Genomic DNA, 13,917 nt, shown 5'->3' with positions numbered 1-13,917 from the left:
GTTAAAAGCGGCTATGGGATATTCAAAAGTTTATTTCGTTTGTTACATCTTGCCTCTCTTTAAAGTGTTAAAAGATACCCATTTAATTTCAAAATTTTTAAAATACAAAATTTTGTATATGTAAAATTTTATATACGTAATTATAATTAATATCATAGACATCACGAATAATGGGAAAATATGGCATGATTGTCTTTACGGACTCAAACTTAAAGACGGATTTGCTTCTTTTCAGAAATCACGCAGAGATGCTGGTTCCCCCTAGGAAATATTTCAATGAATTCATTTTATATTCGGAAGGGGGAAATACCCATTTCTATATAGGCAGCAGCTCAAATGGCGCCTATGAGCTCCTAAGGAGTTTCTTTACTAGGTTGTATCCTTGTTATGTGAAAGAGAGCAATCCTTCGATCAAAAGAGGTAGAGGAAGGATATACTATGTCTCGAGAGAAAAGAAGAAAAGTTTTGAGTATTACTTCCCAGATCTGCTTAATAGTATAGCGACACTCGCAGCTATGTTTCCTGAGTGCAATATAGCATACTTATGCAGGGTGTATTCATCTCTATCCTTAAGTGGCAGGAAGTACGGACTCTTTATACGCATCTCTTCCTGTGAAGAATATAACAAGGAGATAATGGAATTCCTTGATCAACAAATAAGGTCACTTAAAAAAAGGCATGGCATAAAAATGAAGAGATGTAGATTCGTAATACCACTCAGGAAGAATTCAATGTCAATGGCTTTCAATTTAGCAAGTTTTATAAGGATACCGGAGGACGTGCATGTTTGACTACGATCCATCCATAGGATCCGGATTCAGACTCAAATCGGGATTAGAGATTGGAATGGATCAGTACGGAAGGCCATTTTACATAAACTACAATTCTCTGAGTGGGCATCTTTCTATAACAGGCAAGACTGGAACAGGAAAATCAAGCTACTTAGTGTATCTTCTCAAAAATCTTGATAAAGAAAGGGCAAACGTGGTAGTCATCGATCCTCACGGAACCTTAAAGGACGCAGTCTACAACACAAAGAAGAAGGTTATCTACCTTGGGCTAGATCGAGTAGAAAAAAACGGGGCCTCTTATCAAATGAAGATGAATGTTCTCGATCGCAGGTTCGATGCAAATATGCTTGGCGGATGGATAAGGTCTATCTTTTCTTCAAAAGCAGTTTCCAACAACACTTGGGGCCCACGATTGGAGGTGATGTTTAGATCAGTCCTTGCAGAGTACATAAAATCGCAGGATAACCCAACTCTTTCAGAGTTCTTCAGGATAGTTTCGGACGTCACTTCGATGAGAATGTTCATAGGTGAAATAGAGAATGATGCAGTGCGCAGCCTTATTAAAAGTTTCATATCAGATCGATCGTATTGGAGGGAATATTCCGCCTCTACTTTAAATAAAATACTCCCACTTATATCCGATGAATCGGTAAATGACCTAGTATCTTCTTCAAAGAACTCATTAGACCTCTATACTGAGATGGCTACTGCCGATAGATTCGTTTTTGTAGACGTTGCAAAAGGGAAGATGCCCTCTGAAGTATCTACGCAAATCGCATTCCTATTTCTTATGAAGATATGGTTCGATGCCTTAGTTAGGTATAACAGATCAGGACCTGTAAAAACATACGTGGTAGTTGATGAAGCACAAAACGTGCCACCAGACATACTTGAAACAATACTAAGCGAAGGGAGAAAATACGGAATATCCCTCATTCTATCTAATCAGTACATTTCCCAGATGGAGGGCTATTCGTCAGCAGTCTATGGAAATGTAAGGAATTTTATCTCTTTCCTTGTCTCTCACGAAGATGCGGCCTACCTTTCCAGAACAGTAGGAAACCATCCAGTTTCGAGGAAACTTGAGAGGATTCTCACAACGCAGAGCCTGCACAAGCTTGTTGCATGGTCCACTGATGGATCCTATGGCCCCGTATCCCTCGGCTTTAATGTAGTTCCGATAGCGAAGGATGAAAGAATCGAAGAAAGCATAGTAGAGTTTGGATCAAAGGGTACTGAAAGAAAAACTGAATCGGAGGAAAGCGATCATAGCAAGCTAATTTCCGCATTTGCCAAATATCTCGATGGACATGGAATACAGGTAAACTTCGGCCATGCAGGTAAGTACATCCCTGATTCCTTTTTTTACTATGGAGATCGGCTATTCATAGTAGAAGCAGAAAATTCTGACATTGACCATAAAGAGCGGATACTAGATAAACTTAAGCATCATAACTGGAGAAAAATTGTGTTTTTAACAAAGGAGTGCGACTGTGAAAGGCTTGTAAAACTGGTCTACGGAAGCATGCCTATCAGCGAGGATGGATCAATATATAGGAACAGCCGCAACACAATATATCTAAACGATATAGCAGGGCTATACGAGAATACCTGGGTGATTTGTGTTGGGGATAAACTCACCCTTCGGACCCTATCGAAAACGTATTCATTTAATCTCAGATCTTTGGATGAAGCACCTTACATGCTGTCATTGAAGGGGGGCCCGCTTTATACTATAAAGGCAGCGGTGTATAGCGAAATGAAGACCAAACGGCAATTTATTTTAAATATAGATAATATTACGTCTTTGAACAACTTTACAAATGATGCCATAAGGAGATTTGTTGTCGGTCGAAAAATAATATCACTGTATGACATTTTTTTAAAATGAACAACGAAATAGCTCTTAGAAAAAAGGTTATACTACTTCTTAATTGTGATGTGATATGACAGACAACAGAAGAATTATGGACATAGCAAGAATGACAAAGAGAGGATCATCTGTTAGAGTTACTTTGCCCAAGAAAGTATTGAAAAAACTGAATCTCAAAGATGAGGATCTTATTGCCTTTTACGAAGGCGAAGACGGTCGGGTCTATATCGAGTTATTGAAGTAACTGTCGCGAAGTTTCGAAACTTACGAAACATTTTAAGTAATTATATGGTGTTTCATACTGCCTAGTATGATAATTATAGTCAGACAGGCGCCATGCAAAGGATTAATTATCCTCATCTAATGCTATATTTGAATGCATCCAGAAAAACGCAACCTCAGCAACCTAGAATCTAGAGTCCTTCGGGAACTTATAGACGATTCAAGGTCTAGCGTTGAAGAGATATCTGAAAGAACCGGAATTGGAAGAAACACCGTTTCAAAGATAATAAAGGATCTTGAAAGAAACGGCATTATTAAAAAGTACACAATAAAAACATCTTACGAAGAATCAGAAAAGAAAATTATTGCCCTAACGCCAGATGATGTCCATATACCTGATGATTTAATTTATTACAATTTTAAACTATCTAATGGAAAACGCATACTCGTATTATCGAAATCTGCTCTGGATTACGATTTTCAATATGATCAAGTGTGGATATCTGACACCGTCGAAGAAGGGAAGGCCATTTTATCTAACATAACGCTGTATTGTGATTATTGTGGCAACCAAATACATGGTGATCCGATTTCAGTAAAATGGAAAAATAGAACTTATCTTGTATGCTGCCCAAATTGTGAAAAAGACATGCTTAAAAGACTGGAAAAAGATAATAGTTAAATATCCATTTCACCCATACCTACAATTATAAGTATAAACCCAATGAACGAGAAAAGTAGTGCAAGCCAACTTCCAATTTGATGCGGACCTATCTCACTGTTAATCACTGGAAACACCTTGTAGTCAAGAAATACAGGTATAGCTATTACTAGGAGCACTATTCCTGCAACAACCTTTCCAAAGGATCTTCTTTTCTCCTTAGCTAGTCTTCGTATGTCCATCAAAAACCGCTCACCCCAAGCAAGACAAATGCAAATGCGAACAGCAGTACAGGCGTAATTATGGTTGGCTTTGAAATCTTTCCATTTCTTATGTGGTTATGGTAGATTGAAAGCAAGAATAGTATAAGCGATACAACCATGATTATCATTGTAAATAGTTCAAGAGAAAAGAGGTATCTTGCATAATTCCCAAATACCGGTGAGACCATTTGATTTATGGGTTCGTGGTACATCAGTGCTATCGGCTTTATAATTAGGGTGTACAGTATCAAAGTTATTGATCCGAATATGTACACTATCATAGAAGCATAGTATAGTTTCAATGAATAACGATCCATCCTCAATTCACCTCCATTTCAGGCCGCATAATTATAAATGCTATAATGCCGCTCAATATGAGATCAATAGCAAACACTACTGACCATATCCTTTGGTTTCCCGTTGGGTTAGTGACTGCAAGGATCCAAAGTATTATGGCGATCACAAATTGAATTCCTGCAATGGAATAAACAGCAAGTACTGACCTGTTCACCTCTCCTCACCATCCTTTCTAGCAAATCGCATAGCATAAACTGTAGCTATCGAAACAAACGTTAAACCCCACCACATAAACATCGTAAGAAGTCTAGTCTGAGTTAATCCTGGCTGGCTTGCCCCCCAGAGGGCAATTACAGGTATACCTATAATTATGAATATCCCAAAGGCTGTTATCATAGGTCTGTCGAGCGGATGCGATCCACTATATCTATCTATAAAAGGTAATATAAGAAGGAACAGGAAAAAGACTATAACCAGGGGAACTCCGCCGGTAGTAAGCCCGTATCCAGCAGTATCCATAAGCTTGTAAACCGGAAGGATGTACCAATCAGGGAATGGCAGCGTGCCATAGACGGGTAAGCCATATGCAGCAGGAATCACTTGCGGAAAAGCGGCAGAAAATATAAGTATCACTCCTATGAACATCAATGACAGGAAAATTGTATAGAGAAGATTAACTGGGAACCAAGGAACCATCTTTTCATTCTTATCATACTTTACACCATATGGACCGGATTTCTCGAACAGGAAGAAGTGAACAAAGGCTATAACTATGATCAGAGTTGATAATATCATAACATGAAGACCCAGTATGTGGGAAAAGGTCTGAGAAGTTGTACCGTCTCCAATAAGTATAGACACAAGCCAGTTTGCAAGACCAGGTAATAGCCTACCTATTATACTTCTCTCTATAAGCAACTCACCGACATGCGTTGCTGCTACACTTATGTAAGTGTAGGTCAGCATATAGCCTACGATTGCTGTCGTATATACAAGTATGAAAAGTATAACGCCCAATATCCACTGCAGCCACCTCCACTTTCCTTTATATGCGCCAACGAAATAGTTCCTAAGCATATGTGCGTATACGAGCACTATCATGGCATACGCCATGTACAGATGTGAAGTTAATAAAGCGTATCCAAAAGGTACGCTACTTATAATAGATATAGTTGATGAAAATGGATGGCCGCTCTGGTAATAATAAAATAAAAGCATCCCTGATACCGCCAAATAAGCAACTGCAGCCATAAGGAAAGAACCCGTCCAATAATCAAGCCTAAACTCCTTTTTGCTTATTGGCCTTAATACAATCTTGTATGAACCCTCAAACTCTTCGTCTGGCTTCGTGAGCTTTGTGAGATCGTATTCGTTTTTCTCCGTCATTTCTAAAACCTCCCTGACCACTTGAAGTTTGAACTTGATACAACTGTAGCCTTATAATGCCCAAGAGTGTTGTCAAAAGGTAATTCTGTACCTCCAGAGAGGTTTTCGTCTACTACCTCTGGGCCGTAGGTTTCACCATTTGGTTGCCAAAGATGCGTTCTTATAACTGCATTCACTGGATTCATACCAATAGCATAGAGGTAGTCTGTAGCAGAATCGTGATAGAACAAAACTTGTGGTAAAGAATGGTTTGCAGGGCTTGGGGCAGGTCCGGAATTATAAAGATTATGAGGCCCACGTATTGGATCGTACTGACTCCCATGGCATTTGCAATAGAGCAGGCCGTATTCTGGCCAATTCTTCTTAGTGTAGCCAATCAGCTGCGCCTCAAATGGGATTGAATTTCCGGGATGATAGTCTAAAAGAGGGACTGTGCAGCCGAGATGTTGGCATATCCCGCTATAAGCAGTTATACTGTCTACGCCGCCAGTAGAATTATTTATATGTATTGCATTCGGTATTGAAACGTTCCTCAATCTTATTAAGATGTTTGGTTCATCCTGTAGTGGATAGTTAAATACCAGTATTGGGTATGAGGAACTGGCGGGCAGCGCATAAGGTATCTCCGAAGCCTTTATTGGCGTACCATCTGGATCTACAAGTATTGCAGTAGGATATTTACCATTGTATGATGACACCGGAACATTTCTAGTTGTAGGAACAAAAAATTTTTCGATTGATAGACTCCCTAAAGCTAACGAAAAAAGTGAAACAGCAGCACCTTTTAGAAAAGATCGCCTAAGCCTGTCTTTAGGTTCGTCTTCGGATTGCGTATTAGCCATTATTTTGAATAATGAAGCATATTATATAACTTTCATGTAATTATTAAGTTTTTTTGTAATTTAAAAAAGTATTAATAATATAATTTAAACAATATTATTATTGGAAATTTTAGCTTCTTTATGTATATAATAATCATATTTCAAATATTAAATTAGCTATATTTAAAAATATTAGCATACACAGCTAAATTATACGCTTCTGTATATAAAGATTTTTGAATTAATACTAGAAAAAACAAACTCAAAAATAGAGATTAAATATTTTTAGTATATTATGAAATCCACTTTAAGGATATCTCCTGATACGCAGTACGAACAAAATCACAACATCAGATTTTGGATTTAATCTAATTAAGTGTGTACCTTTAACCCTATCATTTTAGAGATAAAGGTTATATACAAATCTTAATTGCATTGTATGATAATATGCTGGATTCTGCCATTGAATGGCTAATCGTTATTGTAGTGATTCTTGTTTTGTTTGGTAGTGCTAAGAAGGTACCAGAATTAGCCAGAAATGTTGGTAGGGCCACGGGTGAATTTAAGCGTGGGCAGATGGAGATTGAACAGGAACTTCGAAAAGCAATGAATTCTAATAATACTGCACAAACAGCATCCCAGGGCGTAGATTATATATCGGTTGCAAAAACCATGGGAATAGAGACCGAAGGCAAAAGCATAGATGAACTAAAGGCAGAAATACAAGAAAAATTAAAAAATGCCCAATGAAATACTTGATTTACTGCAGAAAAACATAGATGAACTTCGGTTAAGGGTTACTAGGGCCCTTATAGGATTTTTTGTGTTTTTTTTGATCTTTTTTACATTCAGGTTTGAATATATAAATATGCTTGGAAGAAAGATCCCGATGCTATATCCCGATCCATATTCCAATGTTGGAGCTCAGTTCTTGGTTTTAGCTGAAAGCCATGTGCTTCCAAAGAAGGTCGAATTGATCGCAGTGAAACCGACAGACGCAATGGTAGCTGACATATACAGTGTAATGTTTTTAGCTATACTCTTCAGCATGCCAATAATAGTAACGGAGATAGGCAGGTTCGTAGGACCCGGGCTAAGGAAGCAGGAGATATCCGCTATAAGGAGCCTTGGCATACCCGCTGCAGTTCTATTTGCAATAGGGAGTATATTTGGCTTCTGGTTTATTTTTCCTGACCTGTTTAAGATCTTTTTCTATTTCGATTCGTCTGTTGGCGCTTATCCAACCATGTCAATTTCTAGTTTTACATCCTTTTTGTTCGTATACATAATTTCATTTGGGCTCTCATTTGAGATGCCTGTGATTATGGTTGCCCTGACTAGGCTTAAGCTGGTACAGGCTAACTTCTGGTTGCGGAACTGGCGGTATGCAGTAGTAGGTTCACTTATTTTCGGCCTTGTGTTTTCACCTGGAGTTTTAGGGGTAAGCATGATGATAATGGCCCTGCCCATGATGCTGCTCTACGTTCTTGGGGCTTTTATAGCCAAGAGAGTAGAAGAAAAAAGCGAAGCAATGACTGCAACCGCCCCATATAATTAACGGTAACAGTACCTTGCTTACTAAATGCTTGTTGTGCATCGCAGATTTCTGATTATTAAAGCCAATATTTTTATTTATGCAAGGGGACTCTAAGATATATATAAATAATTACGTTTACAAGACATGGACAAAACAGTAGAAGTATTGGAGGACTATGCAAACTCAACGTCGTTCTCTGATATAAACGACGATGAAAAGGAAGCAATAAAGATGAGGATAGCTGATTCGTTTATTACGGCTTTTACAGCAATTAGCTCGCCTCCAACAAAGATACTCCTTAACACTATTGGTGATGTCCGTGGTCAGATGGATTCAACCATATACTTCTCAAAAAGGAAGGTGTTCACCCCCTATGCCGTGATGCTCAACGGCTGCATGACTAGATATATGGACTATAATGATACGTATTTGTCCAAAGAAGCCCTTCATCCTTCCGACAATATACCACCCCTCATCACTATGGCGGAGACCAAGGAATTGGAGGGAAAAGACGTAATTAGGGCGGTAAAGGTTGCCTATGATATTGTGTGTTCATTTGCAGACGCCGTATCAATAAGGGACAGAGGCTGGGATCATGTAAACTATGACTCCATATCGTCTTCAGCTGCGCTTGCTTCTATGCTGGAATTAAATGGAGAAAAATTTGAAAACGCAGTCTCATTATCGATAATCAATAACATAAGCATGCGACAGACTAGAGCAGGAAAACTGAGCATGTGGAAGGGATGCACTGTTGCTTACGAAACAATGTCGTCTACCCTTGCCGTTTTGAACGCCTCGGCCGGGCTTACTGGTCCTTCAGATATATTCGAAGGTGAGATGGGCTTTAAGAAACAGGTTTCTGGCGAATTTCAGTTGGAAATAAAACCCCACGTAATGAAGACGATGATTAAGAATTATCCAGTAGAATATCATGCGATGAGTGCGGCACAGGCTGCAGCCAATCTCAAAGACAAATTAGACGGCAACATCAAGAAAATCGATGTAGAGACTTTTAAAGTGGCCCACACAATAATAATAAAGGATCCAGAGAAGCTTAGGCCGCAAAATAAGGAAACTGCTGATCATAGTATGCCATACATAATAGCCTATACACTAAACTATGGAGAACCGGATGTTCATTCGTATGACGATAAATATCTCAATGATAAGAAAATATTGGATACGATTGATAAAATACACTTTAAAGTTACGGAAAGGTTTGATAAAATGTACCCAGAGTATTTGCCGGTTAAGATAAGCGTAACAGACCAAACTAGCGTCAAAGAAGAAGAAATTGATGTTCCAAAGGGTCACTTCCGTGATCCATATACATGGAAGGATCTCGAGGCTAAAGCCAGAAGGGTTAATCCAAACCTAGTAGAGTTAGTTTCCTATGTGAGAAATATTGAGAACAAAAGCCTGGTGGAGCTAAAAGAGGTGATGACTAACGTCGCGGCTGAAGGACAACATTAATGCCGGCCCCTCCCAATTAAGAAGGCTATTACGTGAAGATATTGTAGTGGCGCCGGGTGTTGTCGGCGGAATCGGCGCCCTAATAGCCGAAAAGAGAGGATTTAAGGCAGCTTACCTTTCAGGGTCGCAGGTTGCTGGGATGATGGGGTTGCCCGATCTATCCGTTACTACGATGAATGAGGTAGCTGAGGAAGTGCAGAGGATAACTGCAATTTCGAGGCTCCCGCTTATAGTGGACGTTGATACTGGTTTTGGCGAAGTTGTAAACGTTATTAGAACAGTAAGGGTCATGGAGGCAAGTGGAGCATCCGCGATACATATGGAAGACCAAGAGCTACCGAAAAAGTGCGGCCACTTGAATGGTAAGAAGGTTATCGATAGGGATGAGATGATCAGGAAGATCTCTGCTGCCGCTTCCGCAAGAAAGAATGAAGATTTCATGATAATCGCGAGGACGGATGCGAGAGCCGTGAACGGCCTTGAAGACGCAATAGACAGGGCAAATGCATACTTAGAAGCCGGTGCTGATGCGATATTCACAGAGGCCCTTGAGAGCAAGGAAGAATTTGAAAAAATGAGAAAACAGGTGAAAGGCTATTTGTTAGCCAATATGACAGAGGACGGAAAATCACCTTTGCTTTCTGTTGATGATCTAAGATCGATTGGCTACAACATTGTGATATTCCCGTTAACCGCGTTCAGAACAATGCTAAAAGCAATTGATAGCATCTACGCAGATATAAAGAATTATGGAACACAGCGCAACTCCTTAGACAAGATCATGAGAAGGGCTGAATTTTACGATCTCATTGGGTACTATGACTATGAAAAGGAAGATAATGTATTTTTTGAAATAAAAAAATAATTTTATTCGTTGTATGCTGTTTTTCTATATATTTTTGTAATAGTTCCTAATGCTATGAATATAAAACCAATACCCATAGCATAGAACGCCTCATCAGTTATTGATGTAGGGTTCATCGTAGAAACAATAGTTGCAAGGAATAAGGTGAAAAAGCCAAGAATTGCTGACACCAGTATGTACGATCTCTTGCTCATCGGCTTTTTGGGGGTAGTTGACTTAAAGTAGCCTTCAACCTTCATAAGAACGAGGAAAATAAGTACGAGTACTGTTGCCATGAATATGGATGCCTCTAAGTATATGCCGCCGTATCCCCTGAAATAACCTGGAAGTAGAGAACCTAGTTCAAAGGCAAAGAAACCGATGACAGGCACCGTACCTATAACACCGATATGTACATTATTTATTTTGCCTGTACGATACAACTTTGCGATATAGTACGATAAAGGCAAAACAATGATCAACGGTACAATGAAGATTGCAGCTGCATCCAGAGTCGGTATTGGTTGACCTGGAGTTAGAGCACCCAATACGGATAGCCCAATCAGATAAAGAATGCCCACTATTGCGAGCCCATTAAATATCGGCCTTTCTGATATCTTAAGGGAAATGCTGGTATCAATGTACGGAAGGAGGATAAGGTAAGCGAGGGGGAGCCCAGCGAACAGGACCGTAGCCCAGAACGGGCCCATAGATTGTGCGAATGTGAAGTCCAGTTCCTTGTACATGAACAGGAGGAACCAAGGAGGATATGCCGGCAAGGCAGCTGCAGCAGGATTATCTGGAGGGAGCTGTGGGAACGGTGAAAACAGCATTGGTACTCCAGGGACGAGTGCAGCAAGCGATGGCAGTATAAATATAAGCGCAACCGAGAAGAAGCCAAGCTCCACCATATATAGCATATTATATGGATACCAGGGCTTATAATCTGGCTTTTCCTTATCAATGGCCGGGACCCTGTAATTAGATTCAGATCTCTTCGGCATTATCGTCCTTGCTTCTGCAAGGAAGAAGTGTGCAGCAATTAATACGGCTATGAGGCCAGCCAACAGTATGTGCCATGCAAGCAAACGGTGAAAGAGTGATGTTTGAGTACCGTTGCCAAATATAATTTCCATCAAATAATTGCCTATGTAGGGGAACCCCTGTGCTATTCCTCTTCCTACATCTGTAGCATCAGCTGATAGTACATCACCGCTGAGGGAATAACCGAAGTAACCAACGCCAAGAGTGAGCAACAGGAGCAATATTCCTGAAAGGAATTGATCCCTGCGGGGTCTCTTGTATGCTCCAACAAAGATGTTTCTTAAAAGATGTATGTAAACAAGTGCTATCATTATGTAGGCACCATAGAGATGTGTCGTTAGGATTATTTCACCATACGGTACCGAATGAAGAAATGTTTCAGTGCTAGTATAAGCATTGGATGGCTGATAGTAAAAGAGCAAAATTATGCCGGTGACAACCTCATATAGAAAAGCGAACATTGTAAGCGCCCCCGTCCAGTACCATATGCCCCCGGCTTTTCTCATGTAATCTGGAACTCTCCTGGGGAGCGGCTCAGGTTTATTTATAATTTCAACGATATTTTCATAATCTTCGAGTTTCTTTTCCTCCATATTTTGCACCTCACTGGCTCGGAACGCCTTCGTTTACAACATCTGTGCTTGTACCGCTTACAGGATTGCCGCCGCTTAGGTCGTTAGTATGCCCATAAATTGTAGGCCCGACCATGGATACAGCTTTGTATGTATCAGTCGATGAATCATACGATAAGACGACGCTTGGTAATGGATGTGTCGTAGGACCCGTTACAACCGAAAAACCGTTTAGTGGATCGTACGTACTCCCATGGCAGTTGCAGTGTATAAGGCCATGATTGGATGATCCGCTTATGCTAGTGCTTGGAATGGGCGTACCTGGTGGGTAATAGTGTATCTCCGGCGGCACACATCCAAGATGCTGGCAGATAGCACTAGAAGCAACAACAGATTTGTAAGGGCCAACTCCGCCAGGGGATGTATACGTCTTGCCTGTTGCCGGTATTTTTACAGAAACCGGCTTTATTTGTATATCCTGTCCACTGGAATTTCCGAGCCTTAGCAAGAAATTTGGCTCATTTTGCAATGGGTAGTCAAAAAGTACTATCTCGGGCGAGTTCACCTGGAGATCGCTGGTCTTTACTGGCGCACCAGTCTTTTGGCTAACAAGAGTTAAAGTCGGAAAGCCCGTACTAACAACTTCTTGAGGTGGTATTATATTCTGTATAAGGCCACGAAGAGACAGGCCAGCCACAGCAGCAATTGATATTATACCCATGGCTTTTATGAAGTTTCGTCTACTAGGATCGTTTACCACGTCGTTTTCAGATTGATTCTTACATTTTGCATTTTTCTTTTCTTCTGTCGTGTCATGACACCTCCGCATTCAACGTCAAAATTTTACCTAATTGTTTATGCAATGCCCTTGCTGAGATAAATAACTAACCTAACTATTCAGGTCTAAGATCGATGATTCATAACCTAGTTTTAAAGAAAGCCTTAAATCTCAGCTCACATTATTATATGGAATATACAGATGTTAATTTATGGAGAGGTCTTTATCGAAACTAACACTAAACAAAGCAAAATCGCAGATAAGCTTCACGATCGACCACCTTGTGATATCTAAGGTAGTGGGTAAGTTCAACACTTTTGGTGGATACATTGAAACATGCGGAGACTTATGCGTCGATTACGCAGAGCTGGATATCGACAGCGAAAGCTTAGAAACTGGTAATTCAGTGAGGGATAGAAATCTAAGAGGTAAAAACTATTTCAATTGCAAGAAGTACCCGGAGATATTATGTACAGTCCGAAATGTGAAATTAAAGAACTATTTTACAAATACAGTAGAGGTAAATGTGAAAATAAAGGATATAGAGAAAACTTTAAAATTTGACCTTTTTCTGCTTTCATATTCCCTAAAAAACATATCCGTCAGGGTTATTGGGAAGATAAACACCGGTGATTTCAATCTCAAATGGCAATCACCATTTATACCAAGCGCCGTAATCGGTTCAGAAGCGCGGGTTGAAGCGTACCTAACATTTGAAAAAACTAGCTGATCGAGTCTTCCAGGTATTCCATCACTATCTTCTTGAGCGCACGCCTCATAACATCGGATATCGATGCAGTCTTTATGCCAAAATTCTTGGCAAGGTCCTTCATAGATATTTGCCTATCTATATCGAAGTAGCCGAGTTTGAAAGCGGCATTTATAATCTCCTTTTCCCTAGGTGTTAACTCTACTTTATTGTACTCAGATATAGATAAAACTATTACGTTTAAATCCTCTTCCTTCAGTTTTCTTATAGCTTTATTAAGCTCATTTCTTGATGGTGCAATGATTTTGTATCTAACTTTATCGAAACCGATGGATCTTTCTCCGATCACTATTATATTGAAAGATTCAAGTAATCGGCAGGAAGCACAGCTCTTCCCTTCAACCCAGATAGAATCCTTTCCACCAAGGTTTGCCTTTAGTATTATACCCGGGTACTTTTTAAGATCGTTGAACAAAGCCCGCCTGTCCATGGTTGGCTTAACCATGTGGATCGTCGTCAATTCACCAATTCTCAACCTTTCTATTTTTGCATCCTTATCTCTATCGAGAACAAGATTAGTTACCCAACAATCACTCCTTTCTACCTCGATTAACGCTTCAACTGGATTCTTATTTTGCCTCAA

General features: G+C 39.9%; 17 protein-coding genes. 9 read left to right on the top strand and 8 right to left on the bottom strand.

Annotated features, from left to right (window positions below; genetic code table 11):
• The first annotated feature begins 170 nt into the window (after positions 1-170).
• The 4 genes from TVG_RS01975 to TVG_RS01960 all read left to right on the top strand — a co-directional run bounded on the left by TVG_RS01975 (position 171) and on the right by TVG_RS01960 (position 3,568).
• Positions 171-791, top strand: coding sequence for a hypothetical protein (locus TVG_RS01975; RefSeq protein ID WP_010916638.1), 621 nt, complete (start codon positions 171-173; stop codon positions 789-791).
• Positions 784-2,682, top strand: coding sequence for a type IV secretory system conjugative DNA transfer family protein (locus TVG_RS01970; RefSeq protein ID WP_010916637.1), 1,899 nt, complete (start codon positions 784-786; stop codon positions 2,680-2,682). The genes TVG_RS01975 and TVG_RS01970 overlap by 8 nt, the downstream gene beginning before the upstream one ends.
• A 55-nt stretch (positions 2,683-2,737) precedes the next feature.
• Positions 2,738-2,908: an AbrB/MazE/SpoVT family DNA-binding domain-containing protein gene (locus TVG_RS01965; protein ID WP_010916636.1), complete on the top strand. Its 171-nt coding sequence runs from the start codon at positions 2,738-2,740 to the stop codon at positions 2,906-2,908.
• 132 nt (positions 2,909-3,040) lie between these two features.
• Positions 3,041-3,568, top strand: a complete 528-nt coding sequence (locus tag TVG_RS01960; protein WP_010916635.1) for an Lrp/AsnC family transcriptional regulator — start codon at positions 3,041-3,043, stop codon at positions 3,566-3,568.
• Here TVG_RS01960 and TVG_RS01955 read toward each other — a convergent pair.
• The 5 genes from TVG_RS01955 to TVG_RS01935 are packed head-to-tail and all read right to left on the bottom strand — an operon-like array spanning position 3,565 to position 6,335.
• On the bottom strand, positions 3,565-3,789 hold the full coding sequence (locus TVG_RS01955; protein ID WP_010916634.1) for a hypothetical protein: 225 nt from the start codon (positions 3,787-3,789) through the stop codon (positions 3,565-3,567). The two genes, TVG_RS01960 and TVG_RS01955, sit on opposite strands and share 4 nt — an antisense overlap.
• A complete protein-coding gene (locus TVG_RS01950; protein ID WP_241760304.1) occupies positions 3,789-4,127 on the bottom strand; it encodes a hypothetical protein in 339 nt (112 codons plus the stop codon). The genes TVG_RS01955 and TVG_RS01950 overlap by 1 nt, the downstream gene beginning before the upstream one ends.
• Before the next feature lie 2 nt (positions 4,128-4,129).
• Positions 4,130-4,321, bottom strand: coding sequence for a hypothetical protein (locus tag TVG_RS01945; RefSeq protein ID WP_010916632.1), 192 nt, complete (start codon positions 4,319-4,321; stop codon positions 4,130-4,132).
• Positions 4,318-5,493 (bottom strand): cytochrome b N-terminal domain-containing protein, encoded by a 1,176-nt coding sequence (locus tag TVG_RS01940; protein WP_010916631.1) that lies wholly within the window; start codon positions 5,491-5,493, stop codon positions 4,318-4,320. The genes TVG_RS01945 and TVG_RS01940 overlap by 4 nt, the downstream gene beginning before the upstream one ends.
• 2 nt (positions 5,494-5,495) lie before the next feature.
• Positions 5,496-6,335 (bottom strand): ubiquinol-cytochrome c reductase iron-sulfur subunit, encoded by an 840-nt coding sequence (locus TVG_RS01935; protein ID WP_010916630.1) that lies wholly within the window; start codon positions 6,333-6,335, stop codon positions 5,496-5,498.
• Between the two features lie 426 nt (positions 6,336-6,761).
• Between TVG_RS01935 and TVG_RS01930 the strand changes: the two genes are divergently transcribed.
• The 4 genes from TVG_RS01930 (at position 6,762) to prpB (ending at position 10,192) form a co-directional block, all read left to right on the top strand.
• A complete protein-coding gene (locus TVG_RS01930) occupies positions 6,762-7,064 on the top strand; it encodes a twin-arginine translocase TatA/TatE family subunit (protein WP_010916629.1) in 303 nt (100 codons plus the stop codon).
• A complete protein-coding gene (gene tatC, locus TVG_RS01925; protein ID WP_010916628.1) occupies positions 7,054-7,872 on the top strand; it encodes a Sec-independent protein translocase TatC in 819 nt (272 codons plus the stop codon). Before TVG_RS01930 ends, tatC begins: the two co-directional genes overlap by 11 nt.
• A gap of 123 nt (positions 7,873-7,995) precedes the next feature.
• Positions 7,996-9,327: an MmgE/PrpD family protein gene (locus TVG_RS01920; protein WP_010916627.1), complete on the top strand. Its 1,332-nt coding sequence runs from the start codon at positions 7,996-7,998 to the stop codon at positions 9,325-9,327.
• On the top strand, positions 9,311-10,192 hold the full coding sequence (prpB, locus tag TVG_RS01915; RefSeq protein WP_010916626.1) for a methylisocitrate lyase: 882 nt from the start codon (positions 9,311-9,313) through the stop codon (positions 10,190-10,192). Before TVG_RS01920 ends, prpB begins: the two co-directional genes overlap by 17 nt.
• Before the next feature lie 2 nt (positions 10,193-10,194).
• Here the strand turns inward: prpB and TVG_RS01910 are convergent, their stop codons facing one another.
• Both TVG_RS01910 and TVG_RS01905 read right to left on the bottom strand, forming a co-directional pair.
• Positions 10,195-11,808, bottom strand: coding sequence for a cytochrome b (locus tag TVG_RS01910; protein WP_010916625.1), 1,614 nt, complete (start codon positions 11,806-11,808; stop codon positions 10,195-10,197).
• A 10-nt stretch (positions 11,809-11,818) separates the two neighbouring features.
• The gene (locus TVG_RS01905; protein ID WP_156769046.1) at positions 11,819-12,616 is read right to left on the bottom strand and encodes a Rieske 2Fe-2S domain-containing protein; all 798 of its coding nucleotides are present in this window, start codon (positions 12,614-12,616) and stop codon (positions 11,819-11,821) included.
• Between the two features lie 160 nt (positions 12,617-12,776).
• Between TVG_RS01905 and TVG_RS01900 the strand changes: the two genes are divergently transcribed.
• Positions 12,777-13,295: a YceI family protein gene (locus tag TVG_RS01900; RefSeq protein ID WP_010916623.1), complete on the top strand. Its 519-nt coding sequence runs from the start codon at positions 12,777-12,779 to the stop codon at positions 13,293-13,295.
• On the opposite strand, the gene TVG_RS01895 is transcribed toward TVG_RS01900, so the two are convergent.
• A complete protein-coding gene (locus TVG_RS01895) occupies positions 13,288-13,917 on the bottom strand; it encodes a helix-turn-helix domain-containing protein (RefSeq protein WP_010916622.1) in 630 nt (209 codons plus the stop codon). The two genes, TVG_RS01900 and TVG_RS01895, sit on opposite strands and share 8 nt — an antisense overlap.

Source organism: Thermoplasma volcanium GSS1 (assembly GCF_000011185.1).
Lineage (GTDB): Archaea > Thermoplasmatota > Thermoplasmata > Thermoplasmatales > Thermoplasmataceae > Thermoplasma > Thermoplasma volcanium.
Note: the sequence above shows the minus strand (reverse complement) of the source record. Positions and strands in the feature narration are given on the sequence as shown.

What these genes read in the sequence shown, in the direction of transcription:
- TVG_RS01940 (WP_010916631.1), bottom strand. Translation starts at nt 5,493, where the DNA reads ATGACGGAGAAAAACGAATACGATCTCACAAAGCTCACGAAGCCAGAC.
- TVG_RS01905 (WP_156769046.1), bottom strand. Translation starts at nt 12,616, where the DNA reads ATGCGGAGGTGTCATGACACGACAGAAGAAAAGAAAAATGCAAAATGT.
- TVG_RS01970 (WP_010916637.1), top strand. Translation starts at nt 784, where the DNA reads ATGTTTGACTACGATCCATCCATAGGATCCGGATTCAGACTCAAATCG.
- TVG_RS01900 (WP_010916623.1), top strand. Translation starts at nt 12,777, where the DNA reads ATGGAGAGGTCTTTATCGAAACTAACACTAAACAAAGCAAAATCGCAG.
- TVG_RS01955 (WP_010916634.1), bottom strand. Translation starts at nt 3,789, where the DNA reads ATGGACATACGAAGACTAGCTAAGGAGAAAAGAAGATCCTTTGGAAAG.
- TVG_RS01930 (WP_010916629.1), top strand. Translation starts at nt 6,762, where the DNA reads ATGCTGGATTCTGCCATTGAATGGCTAATCGTTATTGTAGTGATTCTT.
- TVG_RS01950 (WP_241760304.1), bottom strand. Translation starts at nt 4,127, where the DNA reads ATGGATCGTTATTCATTGAAACTATACTATGCTTCTATGATAGTGTAC.
- TVG_RS01935 (WP_010916630.1), bottom strand. Translation starts at nt 6,335, where the DNA reads ATGGCTAATACGCAATCCGAAGACGAACCTAAAGACAGGCTTAGGCGA.
- TVG_RS01965 (WP_010916636.1), top strand. Translation starts at nt 2,738, where the DNA reads ATGACAGACAACAGAAGAATTATGGACATAGCAAGAATGACAAAGAGA.
- TVG_RS01910 (WP_010916625.1), bottom strand. Translation starts at nt 11,808, where the DNA reads ATGGAGGAAAAGAAACTCGAAGATTATGAAAATATCGTTGAAATTATA.
- tatC (WP_010916628.1), top strand. Translation starts at nt 7,054, where the DNA reads ATGCCCAATGAAATACTTGATTTACTGCAGAAAAACATAGATGAACTT.
- TVG_RS01920 (WP_010916627.1), top strand. Translation starts at nt 7,996, where the DNA reads ATGGACAAAACAGTAGAAGTATTGGAGGACTATGCAAACTCAACGTCG.
- TVG_RS01960 (WP_010916635.1), top strand. Translation starts at nt 3,041, where the DNA reads ATGCATCCAGAAAAACGCAACCTCAGCAACCTAGAATCTAGAGTCCTT.
- TVG_RS01975 (WP_010916638.1), top strand. Translation starts at nt 171, where the DNA reads ATGGGAAAATATGGCATGATTGTCTTTACGGACTCAAACTTAAAGACG.